We start from the raw sequence: 17,205 nt of genomic DNA, 5'->3' as shown, positions 1-17,205 counted from the left end.
ATCAGAACATTCATCATTATGTTCAAGGAGAATAACAGTGAAAATAAGAAAAAAGCTCGTCATGTCTCTTGCAGCTCTTTTGATGGCAGGTTCTCTAGCAGGATGTGCTAGCTGGATTGATCGTGGAGAATCCATGACAGCCGTTGGTTCAACTGCTCTTCAGCCTCTTGTCGAAGCGGCAGCAGATGAATTCGGTTCTAGAAACATCGGAAAAACAGTCAATGTTCAAGGTGGAGGATCGGGTACAGGACTATCCCAAGTCCAGTCTGGAGCAGTTGACATTGGGAACTCTGACGTCTTTGCAGAGGAAAAAGAAGGAATCGATGCTTCAGCCCTAGTAGACCACAAGGTTGCAGTGGCTGGTCTTGCAGTGATTGTAAACAAAGAAGTGGATGTTGAAAATCTTACAACCGAGCAACTTCGCAAAATCTTTACAGGTGAAGTGACCAACTGGAAAGAAGTTGGGGGCAAAGACCTGGCTATTTCAATCATCAACCGAGCAGCAAGTTCTGGTTCACGAGCGACGTTTGATACGGTGGTTATGAATGGCCAATCTGCTATGCAGAGCCAAGAGCAGGATTCTAACGGGATGGTCAAGTCGATTGTATCCCAAACGCCTGGAGCCATTTCTTACCTGGCTTTTGCCTATGTAGATGACTCCGTGAAAAGCATGAAACTGAATGGATATGAACCTGCATCTGAGAATGTAACGACCAACAGCTGGCCTTTGTGGTCTTATGAACATATGTACACACTCGGTCAGCCAAATGAGTTAGCTGCTGAATTCCTGAATTTCGTACTCTCAGATGAAGCCCAAAATGGAATTGTTAAGGGAATGGGTTATATTTCCATCAATGAGATGAAAGTCCAAAAGGATGCTTCAGGTACTGTTACAGCAGTAGAAGGAGGTCAATAATGAATCAAGAAGAATTATCTAAAAAATTACTCTCTCCTTCAAAGAACTCTCGCCTTGAGAAGTTTGGTAAAAGTTTGACATTCACTTGCCTTTCTTTGATTGTTATCATTGTGGCCATGATTTTGATTTTTGTAGCCCAAAAAGGCTTGTCGACCTTCTTTGTCAATGGAGTGAACATTTTTGATTTCCTCTTTGGACAAACTTGGAATCCTTCAGGGAAACAATTTGGTGCCCTTCCGATGATTTTGGGTTCCTTTATTGTGACGATTTTATCAGCTCTCATCGCAACACCCTTTGCTATTGGGGCTGCAGTCTTTATGACAGAAGTCTCACCAAAGGGTGCAAAAATCTTGCAACCAGCCATTGAACTCCTCGTCGGTATTCCTTCAGTCGTCTATGGATTTATCGGTTTGCAAGTTGTGGTGCCTTTTGTCCGTAGCGTCTTTGGTGGAACTGGTTTTGGGATCTTGTCAGGGATTTTCGTTCTCTTTGTCATGATCCTACCAACTGTAACCTTTATGACAACAGACAGCTTGCGTGCTGTTCCTCGTCATTACCGTGAAGCTAGTTTAGCTATGGGAGCTACTCGTTGGCAAACCATCTGGCGTGTGACCTTGAAAGCAGCACGTTCAGGTATTTTCACTGCAGTGGTCTTTGGGATGGCGCGTGCCTTCGGTGAAGCCCTTGCTATTCAGATGGTGGTCGGAAACTCAGCAGTTATCCCAACCTCGTTAACAACACCAGCTGCGACTTTGACTTCTGTTTTGACTATGGGTATTGGAAATACCGTCATGGGAACAGTTGATAATAACGTACTCTGGTCACTGGCCTTGGTCTTGCTCTTGATGAGTTTAGCCTTTAACAGTGTGATTAAATTGATTACGAAAGAAAGAGGAAAGAAAAACTATGCACGCTAAGAAATTAGATAAACTTGCAACAGCTATCCTCTATACCATCGCGGGTATCATCGTGACCATCTTGGCATCTTTGATTCTCTATATCTTGGTGAGAGGGTTACCGCATATCTCTTGGTCCTTCTTGACTGGGAAATCCTCCTCTTATCAAGCAGGTGGGGGTATCGGGATTCAGCTCTACAATTCCTTCTTCCTTTTGGTCATTACCTTGATCATTTCTGTTCCCCTGTCTATGGGAGCTGGCGTTTTCCTCGCTGAGTATGCCAAAAAAGGACCTGTGACCAATTTTATTCGTACTTGTATTGAGATTTTGTCTTCTCTACCATCAGTCGTTGTGGGTCTCTTTGGTTACTTGATCTTTGTAGTCCAGTTTGAGTATGGTTTTTCAATCATTTCAGGTGCCTTGGCCTTGACGGTCTTTAACCTCCCTCAGATGACTCGAAATGTTGAGGACAGTTTAAAACACGTTCACCATACGCAACGTGAGGCTGGTTTGGCTCTTGGAATTTCTCGTTGGGAGACTGTGGTCCATGTGGTCATTCCAGAGGCCCTTCCAGGTATCGTAACGGGTGTTGTCTTGGCATCTGGCCGTATCTTTGGTGAGGCCGCCGCTCTTATCTATACGGCAGGACAATCCGCTCCAGCCCTTGACTGGTCTAACTGGAATATCCTCAGTGTGACCAGCCCCATCTCAATCTTCCGTCAAGCAGAAACCTTGGCTGTCCACATCTGGAAGGTCAACAGTGAAGGAACCATTCCTGATGCTACCATCGTATCTGCTGGTTCTGCCGCCGTGCTCCTCATCTTTATCTTGATTTTTAACTTTGGAGCACGCAAACTCGGAAGCTACCTACACAAGAAATTAACCGCTGCCTAAAGGAGAAGCCATGTCAAAATATAACTGGGATGAAAAGCATATCATCACCTTCCCTGAAGAACAAGTGGCCCTCTCTACTAAGGATTTACATGTTTACTATGGTAAAAATGAATCCATCAAGGGCATCGATATGCAATTTGAAAAAAATAAAATTACAGCCTTGATTGGTCCTTCTGGATCAGGGAAATCTACCTATCTTCGCAGTCTCAATCGGATGAATGATACCATTGATATTGCCAAGGTCACAGGTCAAATCCTCTACCGAGGGATTGACGTCAACCGTCCAGAAATCAATGTCTATGAGATGCGCAAGCATATCGGAATGGTCTTCCAACGTCCAAATCCATTTGCTAAGTCTATTTACCGCAACATCACTTTTGCTCATGAACGTTCAGGAGTTAAGGACAAGAAAGTCCTTGATGAAATTGTAGAAACCTCTCTGAGACAGGCTGCCCTATGGGATCAGGTCAAAGATGACCTCCACAAATCAGCCTTGATGCTTTCTGGTGGTCAGCAACAACGTCTCTGTATCGCTCGCGCCATCTCTGTCAAGCCAGATATCCTCTTGATGGATGAACCGGCGTCAGCCTTGGATCCGATTGCGACAGCCCAGCTGGAAGAAACCATGTTGGAATTGAAGAAGGACTTTACCATCATCATCGTTACTCACAGTATGCAACAGGCTGCGCGTGCAAGTGACTACACAGGATTTTTCTACCTGGGTGATTTGATTGAGTACGATAAGACATCCAATATTTTCCAAAATGCTAAGTTACAGTCAACCAATGACTATGTAACGGGACACTTTGGTTAGAAAGGAAACGGTATGTCAGAAGCGATTTTACAGGTCTCAGACCTGTCCGTTTATTATAATAAAAAGAAGGCCTTGAATAGTGTTTCCCTTTCTTTCCAACCTAAGGAAATAACAGCCTTGATTGGTCCTTCTGGATCAGGAAAGTCCACCCTGCTCAAAGCCATCAACCGCATGGGCGATTTAAATCCTGAGGTGACAACAACTGGATCAGTGGTCTATAATGGTCACAATATCTACAGCCCCCGCACCGATACGGTTGAATTGCGTAAGGAAATCGGTATGGTCTTTCAACAGCCTAATCCTTTCCCTATGTCTATCTACGAAAATGTTGTCTATGGCCTACGTATCAATGGGGTTAAGGATAAACATGTTTTGGATGAAGCAGTAGAAAAGGCCTTGCAACGTGCTTCTATCTGGGATGAAGTAAAGGATCGTTTGCATGATTCGGCCATTGGTCTCTCAGGTGGACAACAACAACGTGTTTGTGTTGCTCGTGTCTTAGCAACCAGTCCGAAAATTATCCTCTTAGATGAACCAACTTCAGCTTTGGATCCTATTTCTGCAGGTAAGATTGAGGAAACCTTGTATGGTCTGAAAGATAAATACACCATGCTCTTGGTAACGCGTTCGATGCAACAAGCCTCTCGTATCTCTGATAAAACAGGATTTTTCCTAGATGGGGATTTGATCGAGTTTAACGATACGAAGAAGATGTTCCTAGACCCACAAAACAAGGAAACAGAAGATTATATTACAGGAAAATTTGGATAAGGAGTTGAATGATGTTACGATCTCAATTTGAAGAAGATTTGGAGAAATTGCACAACCAGTTCTATGCTATGGGACAAGAAGTGCTCTCGCAGATCAATCGTACAGTGCGTGCCTTTGTTACGCATGACCGTGATTTGGCAAAAGAAGTCATCGAAGACGATGCAGAAGTTAATGAATATGAAGTGAAGTTGGAAAAGAAATCATTTGAAATGATTGCTCTCCAACAACCTGTTTCGCAAGACCTTCGTACCGTCTTGACTGTTCTAAAGGCAGTTTCAGACGTGGAACGCATGGGAGATCATGCAGTGTCTATCGCTGAGGCGACCATTCGTATGAAGGGGGAGCAACGTATCCCTTCTGTTGAAGAAGAAATCAAAAAGATGGGACGCGACGTGAAAAACTTCGTTGAAGCGGCTCTAGATCTCTATCTCAACGGTTCTGTGGATCAAGCCTACGAAGTAGCGGCTATGGATGAAAAAATCAACCATTACTTTGATAGCATCCGAGATTTGGCAACAGAAGAAATTAGGAAAAATCCTGAAGCTATCGTTACAGGCCGTGATTACTTCCAAGTCATTTCTTTCTTGGAACGTATCGGAGACTACGCAAAAAATATCTGTGAATGGGTTGTTTACTTTGAAACGGGTAAGATTGTCGAACTATAAGAAACGGTTTAAATATACAGAAGAAAAGGCTGATTAAAATAAATCAGTCTTCTTTTTATGAAAAGAATTGTTTTACAATCAAAATCTTTAAAAGGGTTGACAACTATTTTTAAAAGAGTTATAATTATTCAGAATTAACAGAAAGGTCGTTTATTTATGAAATTTAAGAAATGGATATTAGTTGTGTGTAGTATGCTTGCCAGCATGATTTTAGTAGCTTGCCAGTCAGGAACGGATAGTTCCCAGTCTGCTGTGGACGCTATTAAACAAAAAGGAAAGCTAGTCGTTGCGACCAGCCCAGACTATGCGCCGTTTGAATTCCAAGCCTTGGTAGATGGTAAAAACCAAGTGGTTGGTGCAGATATTGATATGGCTCAAGCAATTGCAGACGAGCTTGGGGTTAAACTTGAAATCTCTAGCATGAGTTTTGACAATGTCTTGACCAGTCTTCAAACTGGAAAGGCTGACTTAGCCATTGCAGGAATTAGTGCCACTGATGAGAGAAAGGAAGTCTTTGATTTTTCAATTCCTTACTATGAAAACAAGATGAGTTTCTTGGTTAGAAAAGCCGATTTAGACAAATACAAGGATCTTTCAAACCTCGCAAGTGCCAATATCGCAGCTCAAAAGGGAACTGTGCCAGAAACCATGGTCAAGGAACAATTGCCAAATGCCCAATTGACATCCTTGACCAATATGGGGGAAGCAGTCAATGAATTGCAAGCTGGAAAAGTGGATGCTGTTCATATGGATGAACCAGTGGCTCTTAGTTACGCTGGTAAAAACTCAGACCTTGTCGTTGCGACAGCTACTTTGACGATGAAAGATGGCGAAGCCAATGCCGTTGCTATCAAGAAGGATCAGTCAGACTTGAAAGCAGTAGTAGATAAGGTTATCCAAAAACTGAAAGATGACGGAACCTATCAAAACTATCTTGAAAAGGCAGCGAAACTAACGGAAGTTGAACAATAAGAAAAAGCAGAGTTGGACTTTAATCCAATTCTGCTTTTATGTATTCTAATAGCTCTTCTAGATTTTCAAGAGTGACTTTGGCGAACTGATAAGGACAGGCGTCCAAATAAGCCTTCTCAAAAAAGTCTAATTTGAGTGAGCTGTGTTTCAGACTGGCAATTTTAGGATAGTGTCTCAAATCAAGTAAAAGACCATCGTGTAGAGGATAGTGGGGCAAGGGACAGGTGTTTTCTTCAAGCACTTTCTTTATCTGAGCCTGATAGTTCTCTTGAAGGGTCAGTCTGGCCAGTCGATTTTTTTCAAATAACTGGCTATCGATGTAAAGAGAAAGAGCCTTTTGCATGATGAGATTGCTGTCATAGTCTAGGATATTTTTATAGGAAACAAAGGCCTCTTTTAGGGCATTTGGGAGAATGAGAGCGGTAATACGAAGGGCTGGAAAGAGACTAGTTGAGAAGGACTTGATATAAATGACCCGATCCTCAGTATCCAGATAGTGGAAGGTTTGGCCCTTCCTAGGATCTAGGTCCCCTAAATAGTCATCCTCTACGATGTAAACACCATACTGGTTTGCTAGATCCAGAATAGCCTTTTTTTCCTGATCAGAATAGGAATGACCTAGGGGATAGTGGAAGCGAGGAATGGTATAGAAAAACTTGATTTTCCCAGATTTGAACTGTTTTTCCAGTTCTTCAAGGTTGATGCCATCAATTCGGCGTTCAATGGTCTGGTAGGCTAATCCTTGAGCGACCAAGAGACGATTCATCCGGTGGTAGGTCGGCTGTTCGACCAAAATCTCAGCTCCCTTGCTCGGAAAGTTAATCTGAGAAAGGATAAAGAGAGCTTGCTGGGTGCCAGAAGTTAGAACCAGTTGGTCGGGTTTACAGTAGAGGGCTTGGTCAAAGAGGAGTTGATGGACAGATTGTCTGAGTTCCTCAAGGCCTTCTTGGTTGTCATAGTAGTTGAAGAGGTAGTTTTCTCGGCCTATCAGGGTTTCGTTGACGCAGAGTCGGAAGTCGTCATAGGCACTGGCATGTTCGTCAGTGACTTCGATTTCCAAGTCCTGATGCTGGCCTTGTTCTAGAACATAGTAGCCACTTTGGGGTTTGGCATAGAGGTATTGTTCATGGCGTAATTCCAGCAGGGCTCGTTGGATAGTGTCCTTGCTACAGTGGAAGTCTTGGCTCAGTTGACGGATAGAGGGAAGCCGGCTACCTGTTGGAAATTTTCCTGATTCGATACCTTTTTTGAGAAAGGAAACGACTGCTTGGTATTTACTTTCTTTCTTCATTCCAGACCTCCGTTGATTTTGTTACATTGTACCTTTTTTTTGACTCCTTTGCAATGGGAAAAGCATTTCTCCCTTTCACAACTAGGAGCAAATGTGGTATACTTAGAAAGTATGATGATTCATTGAAAAGAAGATAAGAAAGAGAATGGATAGAAAAGTGCAGGAACCGGTAAAATTATTTCAATACAATACTCTAGGTGCCCTAATGGCAGGTCTCTATGGTGGAACCATGACAGTAGGAGAATTGCTGGAACATGGTGACCTTGGTTTGGGGACTTTGGATTCGATTGACGGGGAATTGATCGTCCTTGATGGCAAGGCTTATCAAGCCAAGGGGTCTGGTCAAACGCCTGAAATCGTTGAAGTGGCAGCGGATGCCCTTATTCCCTATGCAGCAGTGGTTCCTCATCAGGCAGAAGTGATTTTCCGTCAGCGCTTTGAGATGACTGATAAGGAATTAGAAAAGCGGATTGAGTCCTACTATGATGGGGAAAATCTTTTTCGTTCCATCAAGATTCATGGCGAATTTTCACAAATGCACGTACGTATGATTCCTAAATCCACACCTGATACCAAGTTTGCTGATGTCGCGACACACCAACCTGAATATAGCCGTGAAAATGTATCGGGAACCATTGTTGGATTTTGGACACCGGAGATTTTCCATGGGGTGAGTGTTGCAGGCTACCATTTGCATTTTATCTCAGATGATTTGACCTTTGGTGGGCATGTGATGGACTTTGTTATCAAAGAAGGAATGATTGAGGTTGGGGCAGTCGACCAGTTGGACCAACGTTTTCCAGTCCAAGATCGCCAGTATTTATTTGCCAAATTTAACGTTGACGAGATGAAGAAAGATATTGATAAGTCAGAATAGGAGAAAAAGATGACAGTACATATTATCCTTACCATGATCGCTTTGGTTCTCATTCTAGTAAGTGGGACTTGGTATGCCAAAAAACGGTTTAAAATCTCTCTTGCAGTGATGGGCTTGGGGGCAATCGCATTTTTTGTTTCTTCTCAAGTGTTAGAGAAGATGGTTCACCTTCTGATACTCCATCCGCAAAAAGATGGAACCATTCCGCTTATGCAGGAGCAGCCTTTCTTATACGTCCTTTATGGGATCGCTATGGCAGCCCTCTTTGAAGAGACGGCTCGTCTTATCTTTTTTAAATGGTTGGAGAAAAAGAGAAAGCTAGAAGATCGAGATGCTTTGGCCTATGGTTTGGGACATGGGGGCTTGGAGATGCTCTATCTCGGAATGGGAAGCTTGATCAGTCTTTTGATTCTCTTTTCACTCATCCAGTCTTCAAATACTGATGTAGCCAATCTTCTTCCAAAATCTACGCTCGAAACGGTTCAGTCTCTTTCTGTATGGCAGGTTTATTTACTAGGAGTTGAACGTGTGCTTGCTCTGATTCTACAAATTGGTCTTTCCATCTGGGTCTATCAAAGTGTCCGTCAAAAGAAATGGATCTACCTCCTTGCTGCCTATGGTTTGCATGCCTTGTTTGACTTGGCTCCAGCCTTATCTCAGGTAGGATGGATTGCAAATCCGCTTTTAGTTGAGTTTATTCTTCTCGCAGAACTTCTAGCCTTTATCTGGCTGACAAAATTTACATTTTGGAAAAAATCATAAAAAGAGGGGTGACCTCTTTTTTTATGTAATGATAAAACAAGCTCTTTTTATGGTCGTCAAATGTCTCTAAAAATGGTATAATGGAATGAATTTTGAAAAAGGAAGAGTGACATGTCAGTAAAAGAAAAAATGCTTGAAATCCTAGAAGGAATCGATATTCGTTTTAAGGAACCTTTGAAGACCTATACCTATACCAAGGTTGGAGGTCGAGCAGATTACCTAGTTTTACCGCGCAATCGCTATGAGATGGCGCGTGTTGTTCAATTTGCCAATCAAGAGAATATTCCTTGGATGGTGCTAGGAAATGCCAGCAATATCATTGTTCGTGAAGGTGGAATCCGTGGTTTTGTCATCTTGTGCGATAAGCTCAATAACGTTTCGGTTGATGGCTATACCATCGAAGCAGAAGCAGGAGCCAACTTGATCGAAACGACACGTATTGCTCTCCGTCATAGTTTGACTGGTTTTGAGTTTGCTTGTGGGATTCCTGGAAGCATCGGTGGAGCTGTCTTTATGAATGCGGGTGCCTATGGAGGAGAGATTGCTCATATCTTGCAGTCTTGTCAAATTTTGACCAAGGAAGGGGAAATCGAGACCTTATCTGCCAAGGACTTGGCTTTTGGTTACCGCCATTCAGCTATTCAGGATTCTGGGGCTGTTGTTTTGTCAGCTAAATTTGCCCTAGCTCCAGGGAATCATCAGGTTATCAAGCAAGAAATGGACCGCTTGACGCACCTACGTGAACTCAAACAACCTCTAGAATACCCATCATGTGGGTCAGTCTTTAAGCGTCCAGTTGGGCATTTTGCAGGACAGCTGATTTCAGAAGCTGGCCTGAAGGGCTATCGAATCGGTGGTGTCGAAGTCTCAGAAAAACATGCAGGCTTTATGATTAATGTAGCCGATGGGACTGCAAGAGATTATGAAGACTTAATTGAGTCTGTCATTGAAAAAGTTAAAGAACACTCAGGTGTCACTCTTGAAAGAGAAGTCCGAATCTTGGGCGAGAAGGAATAAGGTTGGGGGTTGAAAAATTGCTGCTATAACCATTGTAAAGGGGGTGAAAGCCTATCGTTAGTGAAGATGTATGTAGGCAGTTTAATCTCCTACACGAGGTAGTAGCGGCCTGACAGAGCCCTGATCTGTTAATTTATGAAAAAGAAGGAATTTATGACAATTGAAAAAACCAATTATTGAATTCAAAAACGTCTCTAAAGTTTTTGAAGACAGCAACACCAAGGTTCTCAAAGACATTAACTTTGAGTTGGAAGAAGGGAAATTTTACACTCTTTTGGGTGCATCTGGTTCAGGAAAATCAACCATTCTAAACATCATTGCAGGTTTACTGGATGCGACGACAGGGGATATTTTGCTGGATGGGGTACGGATCAACGACATCCCAACCAACAAGCGAGACGTCCATACGGTCTTCCAATCCTATGCCTTATTTCCACATATGAATGTGTTTGAAAATGTTGCCTTTCCACTCCGCTTGCGTAAAGTCGACAAGAAAGAAATCGAGCAGCGAGTTGCGGAAGTTCTCAAGATGGTTCAGTTGGAAGGTTATGAGAAACGTTCTATCCGTAAACTTTCTGGAGGACAACGCCAGCGTGTGGCTATTGCCCGTGCCATCATCAACCAACCCCGTGTGGTCTTGTTGGATGAGCCCTTGTCAGCGCTGGACTTGAAATTGCGAACAGACATGCAGTATGAACTGCGTGAACTGCAGCAACGATTGGGGATTACCTTTGTCTTTGTCACTCACGATCAGGAAGAAGCCCTTGCTATGAGTGACTGGATTTTCGTTATGAATGATGGCGAGATTGTCCAGTCTGGAACACCTGTGGACATCTATGATGAGCCGATTAACCATTTTGTTGCCACCTTTATTGGTGAGTCCAACATCTTGCCAGGAACCATGATTGAGGACTACTTGGTCGAGTTTAACGGCAAACGCTTTGAAGCGGTCGATGGGGGGATGAAGCCAAATGAGCCTGTCGAGATTGTCATTCGTCCAGAGGACTTGCGCATTACCCTTCCTGAAGAAGGCAAGCTCCAAGTTAAGGTTGATACCCAGCTCTTCCGTGGGGTTCACTACGAGATTATCGCCTATGACGAGCTCGGAAATGAATGGATGATCCACTCGACTCGTAAGGCCATTGTGGGTGAGGAAATCGGTCTGGACTTTGAACCAGAAGACATCCACATCATGCGTCTCAACGAAACCGAAGAAGAGTTCGATGCTCGTATCGAAGAATACGTAGAAATCGAAGAGCAAGAAGCAGGTCTGATTAACGCGATCGAGGAGGAAAGAGATGAAGAAAACAACCTCTAAACTCTTTGTAGTGCCCTACATGCTTTGGATTGCCCTCTTTGTTCTCGCACCCTTGGTCTTGATTTTCGGTCAATCCTTTTTCAACATCGAAGGGCAGTTTAGTTTAGAAAACTATAAATCCTACTTTGCGTCACAAAACTTGACCTATCTTAAAATGAGTTTCAACTCTGTGCTCTATGCTGGGATTGTAACTCTAGTGACACTTCTTATCAGCTATCCAACAGCCCTCTTTTTGACCCGTCTCAAGCACCGTCAACTCTGGCTCATGCTGATTATCTTGCCGACTTGGATTAATCTGCTCCTCAAGGCTTATGCTTTTATCGGGATTTTTGGTCAAAATGGCTCCATTAACCAATTTTTGGAATTTATTGGAATCGGTTCGCAGCAGTTGCTCTTTACCGATTTCTCCTTTATCTTTGTCGCAAGCTACATCGAGCTTCCATTTATGATTTTGCCCATCTTCAATGTCTTGGATGATATGGATAACAATCTTATCAATGCCAGTTATGACCTCGGTGCGACCAAGTGGGAGACTTTCCGCCATGTTATCTTCCCTCTGTCTATGAACGGTGTGAGAAGTGGGGTTCAGTCTGTCTTTATCCCAAGTTTGAGTCTCTTCATGCTGACACGTTTGATCGGTGGGAACCGCGTTATTACCTTGGGCACAGCCATTGAACAGAATTTCCTAACCAATGACAACTACGGTATGGGTTCTACCATCGGTGTGATCCTCATCCTGACCATGTTCATCACCATGTGGGTGACCAAGGAAAGGAGAGAACGATGAAAAAATTTGCCAATCTCTACCTAGCCTTTGTCTTTATCATCCTTTATTTGCCAATTTTTTACTTGATTGGCTATGCCTTTAATGCAGGGGATGATATGAATAGCTTTACAGGCTTTAGCTTGAGCCATTTTAAAACCATGTTTGGTGATGGTCGCCTCATGTTGATCCTCACCCAAACCTTTTTCTTGGCCTTTCTGTCAGCCTTGATTGCGACCATTATCGGGACTTTCGGTGCTATTTACATATACCAGTCTCGTAAGAAATACCAAGAAGCCTTTTTATCACTCAATAATATCCTCATGGTTGCGCCTGACGTTATGATTGGTGCCAGTTTCTTGATTCTCTTTACCCAGCTTAAGTTTTCACTTGGCTTTTTGACGGTTCTATCTAGTCACGTGGCCTTTTCCATCCCTATCGTGGTCTTGATGGTCTTGCCTCGTCTCAAGGAGATGAATGATGACATGATTCATGCGGCTTATGACCTTGGAGCTAGTCAATTTCAGATGTTTAAGGAAATCATGCTACCGTACCTGACACCGTCTATCATTGCAGGTTATTTCATGGCCTTCACCTATTCGCTGGATGATTTTGCCGTAACCTTCTTTGTGACAGGAAATGGCTTTTCAACCCTCTCAGTTGAGATTTACTCTCGTGCTCGTAAGGGAATTTCGCTAGAAATCAATGCCCTGTCTGCCCTCGTCTTTCTCTTTAGTATTATCCTAGTTGTAGGTTATTACTTTATCTCACGTGAGAAGGAGGAGCAAGCATGAAAAAACTCTATTCATTTTTAGTAGGAATTGTAGCGATTATCCTTGTCTTGTGGGGGATTGCTCATCATCTAGACAGTAAAATCAATAGCCGAGATAGTCAGAAATTGGTTATCTACAACTGGGGGGACTATATCGATCCAGAACTCTTGGAGAAATTCACAGAAGAAACAGGAATCCAAGTCCAGTACGAGACCTTTGACTCCAACGAGGCCATGTATACCAAGATCAAGCAGGGTGGAACGACCTACGACATTGCCATCCCAAGTGAGTACATGATCAACAAGATGAAGGACGAAGACCTCTTAGTTCCTCTTGATTATTCAAAAATTGAAGGAATCGAGAATATCGGACCAGAGTTCCTCAACCAGTCATTTGACCCGGGCAATAAATTCTCCATCCCGTACTTCTGGGGGACCTTGGGAATTGTCTACAATGAAACCATGGTAGAGGAGGCGCCTGAGCATTGGGATGACCTCTGGAAACCAGAATACAAGGATTCCATCATGCTCTTTGATGGGGCGCGTGAGGTGCTGGGACTCGGGCTTAACTCACTCGGTTATAGTCTCAACTCCAAGGATCCTCAGCAGCTGGAAGAGACAGTGGATAAGCTCTACAAACTGACTCCAAATATCAAGGCCATTGTGGCGGACGAGATGAAGGGTTACATGATTCAGAACAACGCTGCTATCGGTGTGACTTTCTCTGGGGAAGCTAGGCAGATGTTGGAGAAAAATCCTAACCTCAAGTATGTCGTTCCGACTGAGGCCAGCAATCTCTGGTTTGATAACATGGTCATTCCAAAAACCGTGAAAAACCAAGATGCGGCCTATGCCTTTATCAACTTTATGTTGAAACCCGAAAATGCTCTGAAAAATGCGGAGTATGTGGGCTATTCAACCCCAAACCTACCAGCCAAGGAAATGCTCCCAGAGGAGACCAAGGAAGACAAATCCTTCTATCCAGACGCTGATACCATGAAACACCTAGAAGTTTATGAGAAGTTTGACCATAAATGGACAGGAAAATACAGCGACCTCTTCCTACAGTTTAAAATGTATCGGAAGTAGGAGATATGCTTTCTTGTCAGCTTTCCTAGTTGACGCAGAACCCAAAAAACGATATAATAATAAAGTTGAGAATTGATTTTCTGTCATCTTAGTCCAGAGAAATGGCGGTGCTGCAAGCCATCTAAGCTAGGAAGTCATGCTACTCAATCAGACAATTGCATAAGAATAAGAGAATGACAAGTTCATTGAATGAAGGTGGTACCGCGGTTTTTCGCCCTTCGTGATATGGACTTGTCTTTTGATTTTTGGAGGTGTTTATGAAGACATTTCTCGTGAAACAAAAGTTTCGTCTTGGGGGCGAACGCTTCGATATCAAGGATGATAGAGGAGTAGTGAACTATCAGGTGGAGGGATCTTTCTTCCAAATTCCTAAGACCTTTACCATCTATGACGCCTATGGTGAGCAGGTCAGTGAAATCAGTAAAGAATTTTTCACCTTGCTTCCTCGCTTTACTATTCAGCTACGAAACGGTTCCAATTTCGTCATTCGTAAGAAGTTGACCTTCTGGCGAGATAAGTATGAGTTTGACAATCTAGGGCTTCGTATCGAGGGCAATATCTGGGATTTGAATTTCAAATTGCTGGATGACCGCGACCAAGTGATTGCCGAGATTCGGAAAGAAATTTTCCATTTGACCTCAACCTACACCGTAACCGTCTATGAAGACTCGTATGCAGATTTGGTCATTTCCCTTTGTGTCGCGATTGACTATGTGGAGATGCTGGAAAGCCAATCAAATTAAACAAGTAAATAAGGAGATATTATGAAACAACTATCTAGTGCTCAAGTTCGCCAAATGTGGCTAGATTTCTGGGCAAGCAAAGGTCACTCTGTAGAACCATCAGTGAGCTTGGTTCCAGTAAACGACCCAACTCTTTTGTGGATTAACTCTGGGGTAGCAACCCTTAAGAAATACTTTGACGGAACCATTATCCCTGAAAATCCACGTATTACCAATGCGCAAAAAGCTATCCGTACTAACGATATTGAAAATGTAGGGAAAACTGCGCGTCACCATACCATGTTTGAAATGTTGGGGAACTTCTCAATCGGAGATTACTTCCGCGATGAAGCCATCACTTGGGCTTATGAGCTTTTGACAAGTCCTGAATGGTTTGATTTTCCAGCTGATAAACTGTACATGACCTACTATCCAGACGATAAAGATTCTTACAACCGCTGGATTGAAGTAGGAGTGGATCCAAGCCACTTGATTCCAATCGAAGATAACTTCTGGGAAATCGGTGCTGGACCCTCTGGACCTGATACAGAAATCTTCTTTGACCGTGGAGAAGCCTTTGACCCAGAAAACATCGGTATTCGCCTGCTTGCAGAAGATATCGAAAACGACCGTTACATCGAAATCTGGAACATCGTTTTGTCACAATTTAACGCTGACCCAGCCGTACCTCGTAGTGAGTACAAGGAATTGCCACACAAGAACATTGATACGGGCGCTGGTTTGGAGCGTTTGGTGGCCGTTATTCAAGGGGCTAAGACAAACTTTGAAACAGACCTCTTCATGCCAATCATCCGTGAAGTTGAGAAATTGTCTGGTAAGGTTTATGACCAAGATGGCGACAACATGAGCTTCAAGGTCATTGCTGACCATATCCGTTCTCTTTCATTTGCCATCGGTGATGGTGCCCTTCCTGGAAATGAAGGTCGTGGTTATGTCCTTCGCCGTCTCCTCCGTCGCGCGTCTATGCACGGTCAAAAATTGGGCATCAACGAGCCTTTCCTTTACAAACTCGTTCCAACTGTTGGAAAAATCATGGAAAGCTACTACCCAGAAGTGCTTGAAAAACGTGACTTTATCGAGAAAATCGTGAAGAGCGAGGAAGAGTCATTTGCTCGTACCCTTCACTCAGGTCAACACTTTGCAGAAACCATTGTAGCTGATTTGAAAGCGAAAGGTCAAAACGTTATAGCGGGGCAAGATGTCTTCAAACTCTACGACACTTACGGATTCCCAGTGGAGTTGACAGAAGAAATCGCTGAAGAAGCTGGTATGACGGTAGACCGTGAAGGTTTTGAAGCAGCCATGAAAGAGCAGCAAGAACGTGCGCGTGCGTCTGCTGTTAAGGGTGGCTCAATGGGAATGCAAAATGAAACCCTCCAAAACATTACAGTGGAAAGTGTCTTCAACTACAATGCTAGTCAATTGCCTTCTAAGTTGGTGGCTATCGTAGCTGAAAACGCTGAAGTAGAAGCTGTTTCTGAAGGAACTGCCTCTCTTATCTTTGCGGAAACACCATTCTACGCGGAAATGGGTGGACAAGTAGCTGACCACGGTCAGATCTTGGATGCTAAAGGAAATGTCGTAGCGAATGTAACGGATGTGCAAAAAGCACCAAACGGACAAGCTCTTCATACTGTTGAAGTTCTTACTCCACTTGCTTTGAACCAAGAATACACCTTGGCTATTGACAGCAATCGTCGTCACCGTGTCATGAAAAACCACACAGCCACTCACTTGCTTCATGCGGCCCTTCACAATATCCTTGGCCACCATGCGACACAAGCAGGATCTCTGAACGAAGTCGAATTCCTTCGCTTTGACTTTACGCACTTCCAAGCCGTAACTCCTGAAGAGTTGCGCGTCATTGAACAGCAAGTCAATGAGAAAATCTGGGAAGCAATTGCTGTAGAAACTGTTGAGACAGATATTGACACGGCTAAAGAAATGGGAGCTATGGCCCTCTTTGGTGAGAAATACGGTAAGGAAGTTCGTGTTGTGACCATCGGTGACTACTCAGTGGAACTCTGTGGTGGTACCCACGTTGGCAATACTTCTGAAATCGGTCTCTTCAAGATTGTCAAAGAAGAAGGAATCGGTTCAGGTACCCGCCGTATCTTGGCAGTAACTGGTAAGGAAGCCTTTGAAGCTTATCGTGAACAAGAAGACGCTTTGAAAGCCGTCGCAGCAACCTTGAAAGCACCTCAACTCAAGGAAGTTCCTCATAAGGTTGAAGGACTTCAAGAGCAACTTCGTCAATTGCAAAAAGAAAATGCAGAATTGAAGGAAAAAGCAGCAGCTGCAGCTGCAGGTGATGTCTTCAAGGATGTGAAGGAAGTCAACGGACACCGTTACATTGCAAGCCAAGTTTCTGTATCAGACGCAGGTGCCCTTCGTACCTTTGCGGATAACTGGAAACAAAAAGACTACTCTGATGTGCTTGTCCTAGTTGCATCTATCGGTGACAAAGTCAATGTTCTTGTAGCTAGCAAGACAAAAGATGTGCATGCAGGAAACCTTGTCAAAGAATTGGCTCCAATTGTCGATGGACGTGGTGGTGGTAAACCAGACATGGCCATGGCAGGAGGAAGCAACCAAGCGAGAATCCAAGAACTCTTGGATGCAGTAGCAGGTAAATTATAAGACA

At 43.5% G+C, this 17,205-nt stretch carries 17 protein-coding genes; 16 read left to right on the top strand and 1 reads right to left on the bottom strand.

The features are described 5' to 3' along the window. The first annotated feature begins 37 nt into the window (after window positions 1-37). From ACORHV_RS05875 to ACORHV_RS05845, 7 genes are all read left to right on the top strand, one after another. Window positions 38-916: a phosphate ABC transporter substrate-binding protein PstS gene (locus tag ACORHV_RS05875; protein WP_434397758.1), complete on the top strand. Its 879-nt coding sequence runs from the start codon at window positions 38-40 to the stop codon at window positions 914-916. After that, window positions 916-1,833 (top strand): phosphate ABC transporter permease subunit PstC, encoded by a 918-nt coding sequence (gene pstC / locus ACORHV_RS05870; protein ID WP_001070953.1) that lies wholly within the window; start codon window positions 916-918, stop codon window positions 1,831-1,833. Before ACORHV_RS05875 ends, pstC begins: the two co-directional genes overlap by 1 nt. Beyond that, window positions 1,823-2,707, top strand: a complete 885-nt coding sequence (pstA, locus tag ACORHV_RS05865; RefSeq protein WP_000543047.1) for a phosphate ABC transporter permease PstA — start codon at window positions 1,823-1,825, stop codon at window positions 2,705-2,707. The genes pstC and pstA overlap by 11 nt, the downstream gene beginning before the upstream one ends. Before the next feature lie 10 nt (window positions 2,708-2,717). Further along, complete coding sequence (gene pstB / locus ACORHV_RS05860; RefSeq protein WP_434397755.1) at window positions 2,718-3,521, top strand: phosphate ABC transporter ATP-binding protein PstB; 804 nt, start codon at window positions 2,718-2,720, stop codon at window positions 3,519-3,521. A gap of 12 nt (window positions 3,522-3,533) precedes the next feature. After that, window positions 3,534-4,292 (top strand): phosphate ABC transporter ATP-binding protein PstB, encoded by a 759-nt coding sequence (gene pstB / locus ACORHV_RS05855; protein ID WP_001287327.1) that lies wholly within the window; start codon window positions 3,534-3,536, stop codon window positions 4,290-4,292. Window positions 4,293-4,303: 11 nt separating this feature from the next. Further along, window positions 4,304-4,957, top strand: coding sequence for a phosphate signaling complex protein PhoU (gene phoU, locus ACORHV_RS05850; RefSeq protein WP_000946469.1), 654 nt, complete (start codon window positions 4,304-4,306; stop codon window positions 4,955-4,957). A 156-nt stretch (window positions 4,958-5,113) separates the two neighbouring features. Further along, a complete protein-coding gene (locus ACORHV_RS05845; RefSeq protein ID WP_434397752.1) occupies window positions 5,114-5,929 on the top strand; it encodes an ABC transporter substrate-binding protein in 816 nt (271 codons plus the stop codon). Window positions 5,930-5,948: 19 nt separating this feature from the next. On the opposite strand, the gene ACORHV_RS05840 is transcribed toward ACORHV_RS05845, so the two are convergent. Beyond that, window positions 5,949-7,220, bottom strand: coding sequence for a PLP-dependent aminotransferase family protein (locus ACORHV_RS05840; protein ID WP_434397750.1), 1,272 nt, complete (start codon window positions 7,218-7,220; stop codon window positions 5,949-5,951). Window positions 7,221-7,365: 145 nt separating this feature from the next. On the opposite strand from ACORHV_RS05840, the gene budA reads away from it, so the two are divergent. The 9 genes from budA to alaS all read left to right on the top strand — a co-directional run bounded on the left by budA (window position 7,366) and on the right by alaS (window position 17,201). Then, window positions 7,366-8,097 carry an acetolactate decarboxylase gene (gene budA, locus ACORHV_RS05835; protein WP_000375405.1) on the top strand — a complete coding sequence of 244 codons (732 nt, stop codon included), beginning with the start codon at window positions 7,366-7,368 and terminating at the stop codon, window positions 8,095-8,097. Window positions 8,098-8,106: 9 nt separating this feature from the next. Then, complete coding sequence (locus tag ACORHV_RS05830) at window positions 8,107-8,859, top strand: YhfC family intramembrane metalloprotease (protein ID WP_000215875.1); 753 nt, start codon at window positions 8,107-8,109, stop codon at window positions 8,857-8,859. Between the two features lie 111 nt (window positions 8,860-8,970). Continuing rightward, the gene (gene murB, locus ACORHV_RS05825) at window positions 8,971-9,876 is read left to right on the top strand and encodes a UDP-N-acetylmuramate dehydrogenase (RefSeq protein WP_434397748.1); all 906 of its coding nucleotides are present in this window, start codon (window positions 8,971-8,973) and stop codon (window positions 9,874-9,876) included. A 160-nt stretch (window positions 9,877-10,036) separates the two neighbouring features. Next, a complete protein-coding gene (locus tag ACORHV_RS05820) occupies window positions 10,037-11,194 on the top strand; it encodes an ABC transporter ATP-binding protein (protein ID WP_000742904.1) in 1,158 nt (385 codons plus the stop codon). After that, window positions 11,175-11,981, top strand: a complete 807-nt coding sequence (locus ACORHV_RS05815) for an ABC transporter permease (RefSeq protein ID WP_000754114.1) — start codon at window positions 11,175-11,177, stop codon at window positions 11,979-11,981. The genes ACORHV_RS05820 and ACORHV_RS05815 overlap by 20 nt, the downstream gene beginning before the upstream one ends. Beyond that, complete coding sequence (locus tag ACORHV_RS05810) at window positions 11,978-12,751, top strand: ABC transporter permease (protein WP_000712716.1); 774 nt, start codon at window positions 11,978-11,980, stop codon at window positions 12,749-12,751. Before ACORHV_RS05815 ends, ACORHV_RS05810 begins: the two co-directional genes overlap by 4 nt. Next, on the top strand, window positions 12,748-13,818 hold the full coding sequence (locus tag ACORHV_RS05805) for an ABC transporter substrate-binding protein (protein ID WP_434397745.1): 1,071 nt from the start codon (window positions 12,748-12,750) through the stop codon (window positions 13,816-13,818). Before ACORHV_RS05810 ends, ACORHV_RS05805 begins: the two co-directional genes overlap by 4 nt. Window positions 13,819-14,075: 257 nt before the next feature. Continuing rightward, a complete protein-coding gene (locus ACORHV_RS05800; protein ID WP_000847087.1) occupies window positions 14,076-14,561 on the top strand; it encodes an LURP-one-related/scramblase family protein in 486 nt (161 codons plus the stop codon). A 21-nt stretch (window positions 14,562-14,582) separates the two neighbouring features. Next, a complete protein-coding gene (alaS, locus tag ACORHV_RS05795; protein WP_434397743.1) occupies window positions 14,583-17,201 on the top strand; it encodes an alanine--tRNA ligase in 2,619 nt (872 codons plus the stop codon). The last annotated feature ends 4 nt before the right edge of the window (window positions 17,202-17,205 follow it).

It is taken from the genome of Streptococcus sp. KHUD_016 (genome assembly GCF_051106465.1).
Taxonomy (GTDB): Bacteria; Bacillota; Bacilli; order Lactobacillales; family Streptococcaceae; genus Streptococcus.
This window is presented reverse-complemented; position numbering and strand designations above follow the sequence as displayed.